16 protein-coding genes are annotated in these 16,764 nt (G+C 56.6%); all 16 read left to right on the top strand.

Annotated elements, in window-relative coordinates:
• The first annotated feature begins 3 nt into the window (after positions 1-3).
• The 16 genes from rpsP to PM3016_RS25355 all read left to right on the top strand — a co-directional run bounded on the left by rpsP (position 4) and on the right by PM3016_RS25355 (position 16,740).
• The gene (rpsP, locus tag PM3016_RS25425; RefSeq protein WP_013919525.1) at positions 4-276 is read left to right on the top strand and encodes a 30S ribosomal protein S16; all 273 of its coding nucleotides are present in this window, start codon (positions 4-6) and stop codon (positions 274-276) included.
• 25 nt (positions 277-301) lie between these two features.
• Entirely contained in the window at positions 302-532 is a 231-nt protein-coding gene (locus PM3016_RS25420; protein ID WP_014371436.1) for a KH domain-containing protein, read from the top strand.
• A 69-nt stretch (positions 533-601) separates the two neighbouring features.
• Positions 602-1,126 (top strand): ribosome maturation factor RimM, encoded by a 525-nt coding sequence (rimM, locus tag PM3016_RS25415; protein WP_013919523.1) that lies wholly within the window; start codon positions 602-604, stop codon positions 1,124-1,126.
• Entirely contained in the window at positions 1,123-1,899 is a 777-nt protein-coding gene (gene trmD / locus PM3016_RS25410) for a tRNA (guanosine(37)-N1)-methyltransferase TrmD (RefSeq protein WP_014371435.1), read from the top strand. The genes rimM and trmD overlap by 4 nt, the downstream gene beginning before the upstream one ends.
• Positions 1,900-2,112: 213 nt before the next feature.
• On the top strand, positions 2,113-3,195 hold the full coding sequence (locus tag PM3016_RS25405) for an S-layer homology domain-containing protein (protein WP_014371434.1): 1,083 nt from the start codon (positions 2,113-2,115) through the stop codon (positions 3,193-3,195).
• A gap of 996 nt (positions 3,196-4,191) precedes the next feature.
• A complete protein-coding gene (locus PM3016_RS25400; protein ID WP_238540325.1) occupies positions 4,192-8,010 on the top strand; it encodes a CARDB domain-containing protein in 3,819 nt (1,272 codons plus the stop codon).
• A 123-nt stretch (positions 8,011-8,133) separates the two neighbouring features.
• Positions 8,134-9,081 carry a hypothetical protein gene (locus PM3016_RS40235; protein ID WP_238540324.1) on the top strand — a complete coding sequence of 316 codons (948 nt, stop codon included), beginning with the start codon at positions 8,134-8,136 and terminating at the stop codon, positions 9,079-9,081.
• A 696-nt stretch (positions 9,082-9,777) separates the two neighbouring features.
• Positions 9,778-10,608, top strand: coding sequence for a PKD domain-containing protein (locus tag PM3016_RS25395; protein WP_238540323.1), 831 nt, complete (start codon positions 9,778-9,780; stop codon positions 10,606-10,608).
• 236 nt (positions 10,609-10,844) lie between these two features.
• Complete coding sequence (gene rplS / locus PM3016_RS25390) at positions 10,845-11,186, top strand: 50S ribosomal protein L19 (protein ID WP_013919517.1); 342 nt, start codon at positions 10,845-10,847, stop codon at positions 11,184-11,186.
• A gap of 96 nt (positions 11,187-11,282) precedes the next feature.
• The gene (gene lepB, locus PM3016_RS25385) at positions 11,283-11,864 is read left to right on the top strand and encodes a signal peptidase I (protein ID WP_013919516.1); all 582 of its coding nucleotides are present in this window, start codon (positions 11,283-11,285) and stop codon (positions 11,862-11,864) included.
• Positions 11,865-11,905: 41 nt separating this feature from the next.
• On the top strand, positions 11,906-12,790 hold the full coding sequence (ylqF, locus tag PM3016_RS25380; protein ID WP_014371432.1) for a ribosome biogenesis GTPase YlqF: 885 nt from the start codon (positions 11,906-11,908) through the stop codon (positions 12,788-12,790).
• Positions 12,791-12,925: 135 nt separating this feature from the next.
• Positions 12,926-13,567: a YdcF family protein gene (locus PM3016_RS25375; RefSeq protein ID WP_014371431.1), complete on the top strand. Its 642-nt coding sequence runs from the start codon at positions 12,926-12,928 to the stop codon at positions 13,565-13,567.
• Between the two features lie 87 nt (positions 13,568-13,654).
• Positions 13,655-14,284, top strand: a complete 630-nt coding sequence (locus PM3016_RS25370; protein ID WP_014371430.1) for a ribonuclease HII — start codon at positions 13,655-13,657, stop codon at positions 14,282-14,284.
• Between the two features lie 148 nt (positions 14,285-14,432).
• A complete protein-coding gene (locus PM3016_RS25365; protein ID WP_014371429.1) occupies positions 14,433-16,067 on the top strand; it encodes a hypothetical protein in 1,635 nt (544 codons plus the stop codon).
• Entirely contained in the window at positions 16,064-16,363 is a 300-nt protein-coding gene (locus PM3016_RS25360) for an EscU/YscU/HrcU family type III secretion system export apparatus switch protein (protein WP_014371428.1), read from the top strand. The genes PM3016_RS25365 and PM3016_RS25360 overlap by 4 nt, the downstream gene beginning before the upstream one ends.
• Positions 16,342-16,740, top strand: a complete 399-nt coding sequence (locus PM3016_RS25355; RefSeq protein ID WP_014371427.1) for a YraN family protein — start codon at positions 16,342-16,344, stop codon at positions 16,738-16,740. The genes PM3016_RS25360 and PM3016_RS25355 overlap by 22 nt, the downstream gene beginning before the upstream one ends.
• Positions 16,741-16,764: the final 24 nt, after the last annotated feature.

The following is a 16,764-nucleotide window of genomic DNA, read 5'->3' as shown; positions in this document are numbered from 1 at the left end:
TCAATGGCAACTCGCATTCGTCTTAAGCGTATGGGCGCTCACAAAGCTCCTTTCTACCGCGTCGTGGTATCGGACTCCCGTTCCCCGCGTGATGGTCGCTTCATCGAAGAAATTGGTACTTACAATCCGGTTGCACAACCAGCCGCTGTAAATATTGATGAAGAAAAAGCACTGAAGTGGCTTCAATCCGGTGCACAAGCTTCCGATACGGTTCGCAGCCTGTTCAGCAAAGCTGGCATCCTGACGAAGTTTCACGAATCGAAACTGCAGAAGTAATCCGTAATGGATACGGAGGGTACCGATGAAGGATCTTGTGACAGTAATCGCGAAGCGATTGGTAGATCATCCGGATGAAGTACGCGTGAACCGGACCGAAGATGAACGAAGCATTACGTACGAGCTGAGCGTTCACCCCGACGATGTCGGTAAGGTGATCGGGAAGCAGGGGCGTATTGCCAAGGCGCTTCGGACCGTGGTCACATCCGCTGCAGTGAAGGAGTCGAAACGCGTTTCGGTTGAAATCGTTTCGTAATGGAAAGTATGAGAGTTAGGAGCTGCTCCTAGCTCTCTTTTATTATGATCCGGCCGGGGAGGGACCCATATGAGCGAGAAGTTGTACACCGTCGGCAAAATCGTCAATACGCACGGCATCCGCGGCGAGCTGAAGATCGTGCCGGAAACGGATTTTCCCGAGGAGCGCTTTGCTCCGGGCAGCAAGCTGCTGTTCGTCGATCCCGAGAAGGGGACGGTGCTGCCCCAGATTGTGGAATCCGCCCGCGACCACAAGACGATGTATATCGTCCGGTTCAAAGGGTTTACGAATATTAACGAGGTCGAGAAATACAAGGGCTGGCTGCTGAAGGTGGAAGAGCAGTATTTGTCGGAGCTGCCGGAGGACGAGTTTTATCACCATGAGATTCTCGGCTGTACCGTCGTAACCGATGAAGGCGAAGAGCTGGGAACGATCTCCGAGATCCTGTCGCCGGGGGCCAACGACGTGTGGGTCGTGAAGCGCCCGAAGGGCAAGCCGCTGCTGCTGCCTTACATTGACGAGGTCGTGCTGAACGTAGATATTGAGGCCAAGAAAGTCACCGTTCATATCATGGAAGGTCTGCTGGATCTATGAGAATCGACGTCCTGACGCTGTTTCCTGCGATGTTTGACGGGGTCTTCTCTTCCAGTATTCTCGGCAAGGCCCGCGACAAAGGGATCGTGAGTCTGAACACGGTCAACTTCCGTGATTATGCGAACAACAAGCACAACACCGTGGACGACTACCCTTATGGCGGCGGCGGAGGAATGGTGCTGAAGCCGGAGCCAATTTTTTCGGCGGTCGAGGGCATTACGGAAGGGCTGACGTCCGACCGAAAGCCGCGGGTCATCCTGATGTGTCCGCAGGGACAGAACTTCAACCAAAAGCTGGCGGAATCGTTCGCCGAGGAGGAGCATCTCATCTTCATCTGCGGCCATTACGAGGGCTATGACGAGCGGATCCGCGAGCATCTGGTCACCGACGAGCTGTCGATCGGCGATTATGTGCTGACGGGCGGTGAGCTGCCGGCGATGGTTGTGATCGACAGTGTCGTTCGGCTGCTGCCGGGCGTACTGGGCAACGAGATGTCCGCGGTCACGGATTCGTTTTCCACCGGCCTGCTGGAGTACCCGCACTACACACGGCCAGCGAAGTTCCGCGATTGGGAAGTGCCCGACGTGCTGATCTCCGGCCACCACAAGAATGTGGACGAGTGGCGGCGCAGGCAGTCTCTCATGCGGACCTGGGCCAAGCGGCCGGACCTGCTGGAGAACGTGGAGCTTACGCCGAAAGAGCGCAAGTGGTTCGACGAATGGCGGGCATCGCTGGAGTCTAAGGAAGCACCGTCTGCGGATGGAAAAAACTAGGTTGCGTGCTTTGGCACAATATGTTACTTTATACCTATATGCTGTTGGTTGCGGAAGAACCGCTTTACCGTATGGACCGGGAGGTCGTACGATAAAGCGGTTTTTTGCGTTCCTGGGAACTTTTCTGTTCTTAATATGTTACAAATGCTTCAGGATATGGGTAATTTTGTCGATAAAAGGAAGAGTATTACGCATGAGGGAGAGGATAATTTGATGAAACCATGGATTGTACTGACAACATTAGTCTCGCTGCTAGGTACCGGTTGTACCGAAGCGGCGGCGAATACACCGGCTGCCGTGGTGTCGCTGACGGACATCGGTGGACACTGGGCCGAGCCCCAGATCAAGGGAGCGGTGGCGAAGCGTTATGTGGACGGCTACGAGGATGGGACCTTTCGGCCGGAGAAGCCGGTCAGCCGTGCGGAGTTTATCAAGCTGCTAACTGTGGCCGCTAATGTGAAGCCTGGGGCTGCGGGAGCCAGCTGGTACGACCCGTATGTAAACGCACTGAAAGGCGAGGGTGTGCTGCGGGACCGGGATTTTCAGGAGATGGGGGGGAACATGACCCGGGCCGAGATAGCCAAGCTGGCCGTTCGGATGGCGAAGAAGGAGTACGCGGATCCGAAGGTGCAGCTCGAGGACAACGCGGCCATGACCCAAGCCGTCAAGCTGGGGCTGATCCAGGGTCTTGCCGGCGGAGAGCTGGCACCCGAGAAGACGACGACCCGGGCGCAGACGATCACGGTGATCGAGCGGGTGCTAAAGGTCAAGGCGGGGGAGACGCTGCCGGTGGATGCGCTGGCGGTTCGTAATAGTGAATTGGCGAACAGTGGGAGCAATTTTGAGAGTGTGTTTGGGAAGCCGCTGCTGATTCAGTTTCCTTATACGACTTACCTGAACAGCAACGTGGATGTAAATATTAAAAGTTTCATGGTAGTAGACATGAATAATACGAATGATCCGATAGTGAAAAGTCTTAGGGAAAAGAAATACAAGAATAAACTTGATACAAATTGGTATAAAGATTCCTATGTAGTCTTAATGCCAATGACCTATACGGTAAAAGGTGGGGGAGAAGGAGCGGGTAAGTTTTATATAGCTCAAGGATACACCATTGGAATGGGAAAGGCTCTTATTAGCGATAAGTCATTAATGTTTTTTTCATTGGAAGAGGATGGAGTATATGAAGACGTCCTTCTTACTTTAATATCTGAGGATGAAGCTGCGGCGGTTAAAAGCAAAAGCCTTACCTACTTTCTTCAGAGAACTGATGGAACTCGAATTGTGTTCTACTAGAGAGGTGTAAAGAAACTGAAAAGGAGAACTAATAGGCACCTAAGTGTTGTGCTTCTGTTATTTTTTACACTTGAGCTAGTTTCGCCTTTTTTATATTCACTAGAAGCTTTAGCTGCAAGTTCTACGAAACGCTTATATATTGACTTTAATACGGGAACGATTATAGGTTCCTCGCTGAAGGTAAGTATCCCCGATGCAAATAAAACAATTGAGAATATAGACGTTTCAAGATATATGACGGGAGTACTTGAAGGCTGTAAGATCGTATTGAATGGGATTGAGCAAGCCTCTAAGTGTGTAGTTAAAAATAGTACTAATGTAAAGTTGAATGGTATAACGGGAAAAGAGCTAGAAGTATTCGGAAGAATGTCTACCAACCCGGGGCACCATATGTACAGATTACCAAACGGTTTGAAGTGGGAACATAATGCGTTAACTACGATAGAACCAATTCAGTTTAAAGCGGCACCTTCAACAGAAGTGGCTGGAATTACAACATTTCCTGGAATTATACCTACAACGGGTAATTTTAGATCGTCTGCAAGTAGTGCATTTAATTACATTACGGATAAAGGCGGATATGATCTCAGGTATTCGTATAACAATCCTAATCAGGTGTCGTCCCCGGATTATGGAAAAGAAGGTTATGCGGTATCTGCGGCATACAACCTTACCGCGCCAGCTTCTTTCTATACCACCAAACCACAAGATACGATTAAAACACCCCCAGGAGAAATGTTTACTTCTGGAAACCTAGCACCATCATCGGTAGAAATTTATGGATGGGGTAAGGCTACTGATCGAGTCGGTTCTGTTTTAGGAGATCCCTTACCAGAAGCCTATTCTTGGGGCCCAGGCACAGATACTAGTGGTAATCCAATACTAGGTACTGGACTTGTTAAAGTTAGAAGGCTTCTAAATGGGGAGCTTGTAGAAGGTATCGATTATACAGTAGAGCCCGGCTCCAAACCCTACGGCGAAGACCGAAACTACTTTATGCACGTCGACACCCTATGGAAAGCCAAAACCTACGTCTACGAAGGCTACATCGACATTACCTACGGCGTTCCTACGACGCCTGATCTGTCGACGGTCTCTCTCCAAACCGACACGGCCTGCATAGCAGTGAACGATACGGTTACCTTTAAGTACGCTTACCGCAACGATGGGGACAGCACGACGACGCCGTTTAAGGTTCAGCTTCGGGCCAACGGGACAACGGTGCTGAAAACGGAGACGGTTTCGGGAGGGGCTCGTAACGGAGTCCTGCTCACCGGGACGTTCACCTATAAGTTTACGCATACGGCTCCGGTCGATTTTACACTGGTGGTGGACTCGGATCAAGCCGTTACGGATGACAAAAACCGCTCGAATAACGCATTAACCGAGCGGTTCACTGCCGTGGCTTCCTGCGGTGGGGGGCCGGCGCCGGGCGGGCCTGAGGTCGTCACCGCCGATTTCAAGATCCTCATTACTCCGACGCTGCCGTACGGGGAAGACAATACGTTTCAGCCCGACATCTCCATCACCGGCGGGGAAGGCTGTTCACTCGCCGCCGTGACATGGACGTATGTACAGGGAAGCCTCTCTCACACGTTCACGACTACGCAGGGCAATGCGCAGGGCTTCAACGGTCCGCCTTATCCGAAGGGGATGGGAGCGGGGCGGGTCGATGTTACGATGAAGGTGAAGTCCACCTGCGGGACGGAGGTCACATCAGGACCCAAGAGCTTCGAAGTGGTGCTCCCTGCGGATGGCAACGAAGGTCCGGTGTACGAACCGGGGTTCTTTGACGGTGGCAACACCTACGAATACCCTCCCGTACAGCGGGTGGTGCTGGGAGACCGGGTGGATCTCGGGATCATCCATGACCCCACGACGGTCCCAAAGACGCCGTATGATCCGGAAGACGACGGCATCATCTATTACTTCGATTTCAAAGGATCATCGAGCGAATGGCTCCGCAGCGTCGCGGAAGATAAGGGCTGGTGGGAATATGACCCGCACTTTGGTCCGGTTACCGCTGATCTGCTCGGAACGCACGAGATTCAGGTGACAGCGACCGATACCCGGGGAGCGAGAGGGCAGGGAAGCCCCAAGACCGCAAGGCTGGAGGTTGTGGCCCCGAACCCGGTGCCCATCATCACGCTGCCTCCCAAGGTGGTGGAGGGCAGAACGTTTACGCCCGACATTTCCTGCGCCAAGAGCTACAGCCCCAAGAAGAACGGAAAAATCTCCGAATGCTTGTGGACCGGCAAGATGAGCCTTTATCCGACCGCCGGGCCCGTGCCTATCACGCTGGAGGTCAAGGACCATGACGGCATGATGTCCCTGCAGCCGGCCCGGGATACGCTGGTCGTTCAGCCGGATCTGCCACCGGTAGTGCAGCTGGATAACCCGGAGTATGGTGTGCGGGGCAGCACGATGTACTTCAAGGATACCTCGTACAGCCCGGATCAAGATCCGATCGAGACGCACCAGGTGAAGCTGGCGTGCGACAGCAATAATAACGGTTCGTATGCGGATGAGGCCTGGACCGGCATAACGCCGGATGCTTCGGGCAGTTTTACTTATAACCCGGCCAGGGTAGGGAAGTGCAGTATCGAGATTTATATGAAGGAAGCGCTGGGGTACAAAAAGGACGCCAGAGGCTCCTTCACGTTCGAGATCGTGAACGAAGCGCCGGAGGTCGATTTTTATGTGCAGGGCTCGGACTTTCAGCCGCCGGAGATGACCTCGAAGAGCTTTGATGCCGCCGCGCTGCTCGACGCAGCCTGGAAAACCTCCTCCGTGTCAAGGGCCGAAAAAGGCAAGGAATATCTGTACCATGCCCAGGAAGGGGCACTGGAGACGGCGGCGGTGAACAGCCAGGGCATCTCGATACTGAACCGCAGCATAACGCAGCGGGTGCTGCAGTGGAGCTGTCCCCAGAGCTGGGACTACTGCCGCGGCGCCGGGAATATGGTAAAGCCGGACGTCTTCGTAGGAAATTCCGGGAACACCTGGGTGAACACGAACAGCACATCGACCGCCTACATGCCTCAATACGGAGTCATGACGGACGGTTCGGGCTACTGGAATAACAACTACAAGGCGACGGTGAATTATGAACTCGGGCGTGTCAAGTTCGTTGCCAGCGACCGGCATACCGGTTCTTCCGGGGGCTATAACTACTACACTTACGTGTACAGCTTGGGGGATATCGAGACCTCTTCCCGGATGGACGGCAGCACGATGCCGGCCAAACCGAAATATCTGTATTACTTTAAGGAGTACGTCAAATTCTCCGAACCGAATCCGGACCGGCCTCCGACTCCTCCACCTTCAAGCATTTGGACCGAGCCTGCTCCGAAGCCCTTGTACCAAGTCGGGGCGCTGCCCCAAGTGACCTATGGGGGAACGGTAAATGCAGTCACGGTGGTGGACACGGACCTGTACGGCGGGACACCGAGGATTTATGGCACAGACTTTGCGGGAAATGTATACAGCTACAACTGCTACTACAGCGAAGCCAAGTACGAGAATGTGTGCGACCTGCAAAAAAAAACGCCCGGCGGCGCCGTAATCTGGTCGATCCCCTCAGTCTACAGTACGGCGCCTTACTGGGTGCCTTCGATCTACAACGGGGTGATCCGCTATATCTCGGGCGATAACGCCAAACTTGTTGTGGGCAAAGGGCTCTATGATAACGCAACCGGAGCCCTGATCCGGAATATTGCGGACAGCGAAAGGATGATCGCCGGGTTTGCGGATGACCGGGCGGTCTATTACTCGGCTTATGTCACCGGGGAGAACGAGGAATCCCGTTATGAGAACAGCTACCTGCATACGCTGGATCTCCGCTCGTTGAGCGAGTACAGCACCTACTTGGGACCTTCACTCTACGACAAGGAAGATTCCGAATATGTGTACGGAAGTGACCACTATGCAACGACACTCTCGGCCGACCACAAAATCATGTTTGCAAGGAACGATGCCTCGAACATCGTCCTGTATGAATATGACCTGAGTTTGCAGCCCATCGCCAAAATCGCGGGCCAAAGCAAAGGAGGCACTCCGGCAGCTCCGGTCCTTATGGCTGACGGCTCGATTATGGTTCATGTGGCCTGGGATGATGACAGTTCGTACAGCTACCAAGCCTGGATCGTCAAGGGAGAGGCCGAGCGGGAAAATGCGGACCTTGCAAGCTACGGGCAGTTTTATAATGGGACGGAAACGTTGATGAACGGCGAGGTCTCGGCCGCGTTCAAGCTGAATTACGATTCGGGTACCGATATTGCCTCCTACGGGGTGTCGGGCCGGATGATGGACCACCGCAATATGTACCGCCTCGAGGTGTCGAACAAGAAATCCAAGCTGGTCAAGCTCGTGGACGGGAAGCGGACGGTGTTGAGAGAGGCCTCGTATCCGGTCAAGTTCGGGACTTACGTCAACGTGAGGCTCAAAATGAACGGTTCCCGCCTCATGGGCTATGTGAACGGGGTGCCGCTGCTCGAAGCGGAGGACACGACCTTTGGTTCGGCAGGCATGTACGGACCCTATTCGGAGACGAGATACGTTGCATTTAAAAATTTTACATCAACGGCTTATGTGGGGGATACGAACCCGACGCATAACACCCTGGTCGTCGGAACGCCGGCTGAATATGTGAAGAGCTATGGGGACCGGGAAAATGACCCGGGCATTGCGGAACTCACCCGCTGGAAATATACTCACACAAGCCCGAACAAATTTCTGGACGCAGGAGACGGCTTCTCCGGACTCTCGGCGTATCATGGTTCTACGGTCACGTCCCCGTACGCTTCGGATGGATAAAGTCGGCGTGTTCCGGGTGGATTATTCGATGCCCGATGACCCGGCGCCGGAGCCCTTCCGATACCCGAATGCCGCTTTTGCGTCCTACCGGAAGTACTCTGCGTAAAAAGCCAGACGGTCATTGTGCACCGCAGGCCGATATCGGAATTTACGCTGGGATTCAATACCGACGGAACGGTATGGTGGAGCGATACGAGCCGGGACCCTGACCGGTGGCTTGGCGGCAGTCAGTACTCCACAGAGCCAACAGGGATCGATTATGCGGCAACCCGGGGGGTCGTCGAGCGCAAACGGAACTATACCACCCCGGGCGGCGTGCTGAAGAACGGACAGCTGACCAGGCCGACCGAAAGCGGGGTCTACACCGTCCGTCAGGCGGTCAAAGATGAATACGGCGCCTGGAGCGAGTGGTACGAGGTGACGATTGAGGTCACGATGCCGGTCACCAACGCGCCGCCGGCCGTCTCGCTGACGTATCCTAACGGTACGCAGGCGTCGCCTACCTTCGTGGGGGCGAGGCCGACGATGACGTGGAACCAGTCGGATCCCGATCCGAACACCCTGTTCTCCGTCTACGATATCGCGATCAAGGACGAGTCGGGGGCCTGCGTCCGGTGCCTCACCAACCGCCCCATGGATACGTATGAGACGGGCTGGTCTTGGACGATGGACACGGACCTGGCAATGGGGAAGAAATACCAGGTACAGGTGCGGGTCAGCGACGGAACGGATTGGTCGCCTTGGTCGAATGTCGGCTGGATGCAGACCAACCGGCCGCCGGCGGCTTACATGACATACCCTTACGGAACGCAGGATGCGCCAACCGTGATGAATACGGCGCGTCCGCTGCTTAGGTGGAGACAGACGGATCCCGATCCCGCGCCGGTGTTCACGTTCTATCAGCTGCAGATTACGAATGAGGCCAACGACGTGTTGATCCTCGACAGCGGGCGGAGGCGGCAGAACACCACGGACACCAGTGCCAGCTGGAGCGTGCCGCAGGATCTGCCGGCCGGGCAAAAATTAAGAGTCAGAGTCAAAGTATGGGATGTGCGACTTGTTCTGCCATAACGTGCGGGCACCACGGAACCATGTGATGCCGGCGGAAAGGACAGGGGCTTTCTCGAAAATATAAACGCGTATGTCCTTAGAGGACGGCGAAGCCGTTTATCTTATGAAGAAAGCCTAACTCTGCTTCCGAAGACTGCGGCGGGGAGCCATGTTGTTCCCGCGGGGTCTCGTTAATACTCCTGCATGCCAAGAGCGCTCAGCCGTTCTTGGTATGAAGCCAGGTGAAGTCGGCAGAAGGAAGGCCGAGCCGCTGCTTACACGGCAGCGGCGGCGGACCGATATGCCGGACGGCTGAAAAGCCATCTACGGTAAGAATGACCGGTAACCGGTCTGACGAACGGCCGAAGGAAAGGGTCTACAGCTTTGCGGCATGGGAACATGCCGGCCAATGAAGATTGGCGCGGGTGGCGGCGAGTACCATCGTCCCATAGGAAAGCCGCTCTGCCGGACAAACGGCGGCAGCCAGCCCGCAGGCCCAGAGGACGTACCTAAGGATGGCACGGATAGCTAGGGGGCAGGGAACAAGGAAAGCAGGGGACGTCATGGAACCGGGGATCCGGGAAGTGACGGTTGCTATAAGGCTTTCTGCCGAAATGCATTCATCCCTGTGAGAGCAGGGGCACGACCGGTGAAGTACCTGTAACGGGTATGGAGGAACAGCCCCAAGTCTTCTGCAGCAACAGAAGATGGAGCGCCGTGTGCGCGGAAACGTGCATGCACGGTGCGGTGGAGGGGAAAAGGCGGAGGGAGTCTACCCAAGGCCTTACCTATTCCAATCAGTACGGAGCGGAATCCGACTGGTCGCCGCAGGCCTGGATGATCATCAACAGGCCGCCGGAGGGGCAGCTTTATTTTGAAACGCCGATTTACGAGCACGATACGCCGCTGTTCCGGGTTGCCGCCACGGATCCTGATCTCGATCCGCTGAGCGTCGTGGTCGAGAGCAGCTATGAGGGCGGGGGCTTCGAAATTATACAGCAGTGGAGCGGTCTGCCCTCCGGGTCGGACAGGGCCTTCACGTATGGTCCGCTGCCGGAGGGCAGCTACACCCTGAGGCTTACGGTGAGCGATGGCCGAGGAGGAGTGGATACGCAGACGTATTCCTTTGAGGCGCTGCCGCTGGAGCTGACGGGAGAGGTGACGCATACGCCGGAGTGGGAGGCTTACCGGCTGGCCTGGAACGCGAAGCATGCGGACGCCGAGCGGACGCCGGACGTGTTCTGGGCCGGTGAGGCGTTCGTTCTTGGAGCGCGGGTCACGGATACGGGAGTGGGCAGGACCAAAGCGCTGCGGGTGACGTCTCTCCTGATGGAAACGGGCGAAACGGCTGTTCTTGCCCCGGCAGGAGAGGTGCGTTATGCCGGCGAACTGGTCAATACGGAGCATCACCGGATGCTCCCGGATGGAAGCACCTGCGTATTCCGGTTCACGGTGGAATGGTCCAACGGCTATGTCCAGACGCATGATGTGCCGGTACGGGTCCGGGAGAGCATGTACGAGGTGATCGTGCAGCAAATCCGGCATTAAACGCAGGAAACCGGAGCGATCCGGAGAAGGAAGGAGCAGCTTCGGATTCATATGAAAATATTGGACTCTTTCTCCTAAACCTAGTTGTATTTCCTGTATGGATGTGCTATGATATTCAACGTTGTGACAAATTGCCCGTAAGGGCATGCGTCCGAAAACGGTGGTCCTCTGCACGTAACAACGAAGAACTACAGAATGAGCGGCATGAACACCTGTGTGGAAGGAGGGAGTCATCCATGAATTTGATCCAGGAGATCACAAAGGAACAACTGCGCACCGACCTGCCGAATTTCCGTCCAGGCGACACTTTGAAAGTGTACGTAAAGGTTATCGAGGGTTCGCGTGAGCGTATCCAGCTGTTCGAGGGCGTTGTTATTAAGCGTCACCGCGGCGGAATCAGCTCGACATTCACAGTAAGAAAAATTTCTTACGGTGTCGGCGTTGAAAGAACGTTCCCACTGCACACTCCGAAGATTGAGAAGATTGAAGTGGCTCGCCGTGGTAAAGTCCGTCGCGCGAAGCTCTACTATCTTCGCGGTCTGCGCGGTAAAGCAGCTAGAATCAAAGAAATTCGATAAGACGAACAACAGGGGCTTGGTACCAAGCCCCTTTTCGTTTTGTCTTTTGGGTAGTCCTACGATTAACTTCAGTTCGAGGAAAGGGCAGGAGAGCAAATGGAGCAGGACCAAACCGTTGACAAATCAACCCCTGTAAAAAACGAAGCCTGGGAATGGATCAAAGCACTGCTGATTGCCGCTGCTCTCGTGTTTTTTATCCGCTGGCTCGTATTTGCCCCCTTTATAGTGGAAGGACCATCGATGCAGCCGAACTTTGAGACTGGCGAGCGGCTCATCGTGAATAAATTTATATACCGCTTTACGGACCCCAAGCATGGCGAAGTGCTCGTATTCCATGCGCCATCCGAGAAAGACTACATAAAGCGGGTCATCGCGCTTCCCGGCGAAACCGTCCGGGTCGAAGGCGACCAGGTTTACGTCAACAACCAGCTTGTGGATGAAACCTATTTAAAGGAAGCGCTGGATAAGGCGAAGCAAGAAGGCAGACCCTATAACATGCGAAATTTCCCGGAGCAGACCGTGCCGGAAGGCAGCGTATTCGTCATGGGCGACAACCGTTCGAACTCCTCGGACAGCCGTGACCCAAGCGTAGGCTTCGTACCATATGAGAAGATTGTGGGCCGGGCGGATCTGATTTTCTGGCCGTTCGACAAGATCAGTCTGGTTCATTCCAAATAAGGAAGGGCGCAGGCTGAGGGAAGAAAGATGAGGTGACTCCTTTGACGATTCAATGGTTTCCCGGTCATATGACCCGGGCCCGTCGTCAAATTCAAGACAAGCTGAAGCTCATCGATCTGGCGATCGAGCTGCTGGATGCGCGTATCCCGCTCTCCAGCCGCAATCCGATGATTGACGAGATTCTGCTGAACAAGCCCCGTCTGGTGCTGCTGAACAAGAGCGACCTGGCGGACCCCGAGAGGACCAAGGAATGGGTGGCTTACTTCGCCGAGCAGGGCCTCAATGCCGTACCGATCGACTCGGTTGGCGGCAACCCGGTGAAGGAAATCATGAACCGGAGCAAGGACCTGCTGGAGGAGAAGATCGCGGCGCAGGTTCGCAAGGGCATCAATCCCCGTGCGATCCGGGCGCTGATTGTCGGGATCCCGAATGTCGGCAAGTCGACGCTGATCAACCGCATGGCCGGACGCAAGATTGCCGCAACAGGTGACAAGCCGGGCGTCACCAAAGGCCAGCAGTGGATCAAGGTTGGCACCGAGATGGAGCTGCTCGATACGCCGGGGATTCTGTGGCCGAAGTTCGAGGACCAGACCGTTGGCTTCCGTCTGGCGGCTACCGGCGCGATCAAGGAAGAGATTCTCCATCCGGAGGAGATTGCCCTGTTCGCTATGCGGTACCTCACGCAGCACTATGGCGATGCGCTCAAGGAGCGTTTCGGGCTCGATAAGCTGCCGGAGGATCCGCAGGATACGGACGCGATTGTCAAAGTGATGGAGGCCGTCGGGCGCAAGCGCGGCGCGCTGGTCAGCGGGGGTCGCGTCGATCTGGAGAAAGCTTCTCTGGCTATCTTGCGCGAACTCCGTGCAGGCAAGCTGGGCCGTATTACGCTTGAAACACCGGCAGATATCATGGTTACTGCCGAATAGAGAAGGAGCAGACCTTGGAGAAGGTCTGCTTTTTTGCATGAAAGGGGTTCCGTTCCTTGTAACTATCTTGAGTCGTATGTCGTCATGGAAAGAAAGACAGTAACGCAGGCGAGCTGAAAAGAGGGGGACGGTGCGGTGACCGGAGCGAAGGGAGCAGGGATGGCATCAAGGCGAATCCGCAGGCGCTGGGTGGTCCGGATCTTGTTTCCGGTCATGATCCTGGCCGCTGGATGGGTTGGAGCGCAGGCCTGGATGATCTGGACCTATGACCCGGGACACAAAACGGTGCCTTCGGATGCGGCGATTGTGCTGGGTGCAGCGGTATGGGGGAGCGAGCCATCCCCCGTGCTGAGGGAGCGGATCCACCATGCGGTGGATTTGTACCGTCAAGGGCTGGTGCGGAAGATTATCTTTACGGGTGGTACGGGAAAGGGCGCCGGGATGGCGGAGTCCGAAGCCGCGGAGCGGTATGCTGGGGCAATAGGAGTGCCCAAAGGAGATCTCCTGACCGAATCGAAATCGGTGATCACGGAAGAGAACTTGAGATTCGCTCTGGAGCTGGGAAAGACCCAGGGCCTGCGGAGCTACACGATCGTAAGCGACCCGCTGCACCTGAAGCGTTCGATGCGGATGGCGGCGGATCTGGGGATGGAGGCGGATGCCTCGGCTGCGTCGACGACAGTGTACCGGAGCTGGCGGACGAAGGTGCCTTTTTGGCTGAGGGAAGTCTTCTTCCATGTCGGTTATGTGATCACCAAGCCGTTCCGGGGACCGTAACTTCCGCAAAAAGGATAGGCAGATGCTGGCGGCCGAGGTATAATGAGCATATATAGGTTTTGGATTACAGGCAGCAGGTGAGATGAAGTGCTTGAATATGAACAATCCGTATGGTCGGCAGGCAAACGCCTGGTGGCCGGCGTGGATGAAGTAGGACGGGGCTGCCTGTTCGGCGACGTGGTGGCTGCGGCGGTCATCCTGCCCCAGGGGCTCGTGCTCGAAGAAGTGAATGACTCCAAGAAGCTCAGCGCCAAAAAAAGGGACAAGCTGTATGACATCATCCGTCAGGAAGCGGTCGCCGTCGGCGTCGGGATCGTCGACGTGGAAACCATTGAGAAGATCAATATCCGCCAAGCCTCGCTCCTTGCAATGAAGCTGGCGGTGAAGAGCCTTGAGGTGACGCCGGATTATCTGCTGGTGGATGCGGAGCAGGTGAACGTGCCGATCGAGCAGATGTCGCTGATTCATGGGGACGCGGTGTCCCAGTCGATCGCTGCGGCGTCGATTATCGCCAAGGTTACCCGGGACCGGATGTGCCTCAAGTGGGACGAGGAGTTCCCGGGGTACGGGCTTGCAGACCACAAAGGATATGCGACGAAGTTTCACCGCGAGCGTATTCTGGAATTCGGTCCTACCGCCATGCACCGGAGTCTGTTCCTGAGAAAGCTTCTCGGGACAGGGGAAGAAGAGGAAGTGGAGCAGGGCGTCCTGTTCTGAGAGAGGCGGCACGCATCTTTTCGTAATCTACTGAAAAATCCGGCGCCAATTGCCGATAATAGAGGTACCGGACTGGAAGCCGGCAGGGAGATGATCCCCGCCGGCTTTCCTTCTATTTGGCAGCGGAACAGGAAAGGGCGGTTGGCACATGAATGTTAGCGGCATGATTCGGAATCTCATGGGGGAAGCGCAGGTATCGGAGCCGAAGACCCTGGAGCTGAAGGTGGGCCAGGTCGTCAAAGGCATGGTCACCCAGTCGGTCTCGGACACGGAGGCGGTGCTTACGATCGGCGGAGTGCAGGTGCGTGCCCAGCTGGAAACGCCGCTGAAGCAGGGCGAGATTACCATGCTGCAGGTGCAGCCGGAGTCAAGCGGCGGGCAGGTCGTGCTGAAGCCGCTGCAGTCCTCGAATGTGCAGATCGCCGACCCATCGCTCGGCGAAGTGCTCAAAACGATAGGGCTTGAGGATACGGCGGCGAACCGGCAGCTTGTGCAGGGTATGCATCAGGCCGGCGTATCCCTCAGCAAGGAGAACGTGCAGGCTTTCGCCGAACTGATGAAGTCCATGCCTCAAGGAACCCAGGTAAAGGATGTGCTGCCTTCGGCGGTCATTGCGTTTCAGAAAGGGCTGCCGCTGACCCCGGATACGGTGAACTCCATCCGGCAGGCGGTGCAGGGGCAGCCCTTTCATGAGGTTGTAGAAGGCTTGGCGAAGCTCGTGGAAAGCGAGCTGGACGGCGGCGGAAGCTTGTCTCCGCAGAGCCGTGCGCTGCTTGAGAATGTAAAGAATCTCCTTCAGCAGGTGCGTGCAGCCGGGCTTGTGCTCAGCGGAGCGGCGGAAGGCGGTGCGGTGCAGCCGGGTGCGGGAGCGCAGGCGGCGGCAAGCGCAGGAGCGCAGGCGGTGCCGGGCGGAGCGGGCGCGGCGGCAGGCGCAGGAGCGCAGGTGGTGCCGGGCGAAGCGGGTGCGGCGGCAGGCCCAGGAGCACATGCGGCGGCAGGCGGAGCTAACGCAGCAGCGCAGGCAGTGCCTGGTGCGGAAGCGCAAGCGGCACCGGCCGACGCGCAGCAGGGAGCGCCGGAAGGCGGCCCGATGCTGCAGCGGCTGATGAAGGCGCTGGGCGTGGAGCATGAGCAGCAGGCGGTCAGGCTGCTGGAGCCGTCCGTACCCGGAGCTGCGGGGGCTGCCGAGGCCCCCAAAGCGGCTGATTCGCTGAAGAACGCACTGATGCAGCTGGCGCAGTCGAGTGAGGCGCCGGCGGCCCTGAAAGAGGCGGCACAGCAGGCGGTCCAGCAGATTACCGGCCAGCAGCTCATGCTGAGTCAGGACCGGACGGCCATGTTTTCGCATATTACGCTGTTCGTCCCGCTCCTTCATCCGAATGGCGACCAGACGGCGGCGGTGCACATTCAGTCGCGCAAAGGGAAGAACGGCAAGCTGGACGAAGAGAACTGCCGCCTGGTGTTCGACCTCCAGATGAAGTCGCTGGGCGATACGATGGTGGATGTGCAGGTGGTGAACCGGATTGTCAGCCTCCATGTCCTCAATGATGATCCGGTGATGCAGACGCTGCTGGATTCCTTCAAGGACGAGATTGCCAAGGGAATGGAGGCGATCGGCTACCAGTTCATCTCGATGAAAGTCTCCCCGTATCCGGAGCGTACGGGGGCGGCTTCTGCCGGCGACCCGGGGGCGGCGTCATCTACGCAGAGCCCGATGACGGCGGACCAAAGAACGTCGCTCTATAACCGTAAGCCGTACAAGGGGGTGGACATCCGTTTATGAAAGAGCAGCAGCCGACATCGGTCAAACGGGCGGTCGCCCTGAAGTACGACAAAGAAGCCGGCGGGGCGCCGAAGGTCGTTGCCAAAGGGAAGGGCCGCGTGGCGGAGGCCATCGTGGAGAAGGCAAAGGAAAGCGGCGTGATGATCCAGGAGGACCCTTCCCTGGTGGAGGTGCTCTCGAAGCTCGACATCGACCAGGAGATTCCGCCCGAGCTGTATCAGCTTGTGGCCGAAGTGCTGTCGTTTGTATATCGTTCGGACCGGAGGGCCAGTGAATGGAAAAAGGGGAACGCATGACGGGAGGCGGAGGCCGGCTAAACCGCAGACAGCTCGGTGCGGCAGGGGAAACGGCTGCAGAGCGGTATTTGCGGGGGCAGGGCATGCGTCCCCTGGCCCGCAACTGGCGCTGCCGTTCCGGTGAGATTGATCTCATTCTCATGGACGGGGAGCTCGTCGTCTTCGTCGAAGTGCGCACCCGGACCTCGAACCGGAGCTTCGGCACGGCGGCCGAGTCCGTCGACGCCCGCAAGCAGCGGCAGGTGGCGGCCACCTCCCAGGTTTTTCTGATGCAGCAGCACCTGCTGGACCGCCAGATCCGCTTTGACGTTATTTCCGTAGAGGCGCAGGGGGACGGCGCGATCCTGAGCCTTGACCATATCCGCAGTGCTTTCTGAAGAGGAGAGCGGCTGCGGATTTTT

It is taken from the genome of Paenibacillus mucilaginosus 3016, assembly GCF_000250655.1.
Classification (GTDB): domain Bacteria; phylum Bacillota; class Bacilli; order Paenibacillales; family NBRC-103111; genus Paenibacillus_G; species Paenibacillus_G mucilaginosus.
Note: the sequence above shows the minus strand (reverse complement) of the source record. Positions and strands in the feature narration are given on the sequence as shown.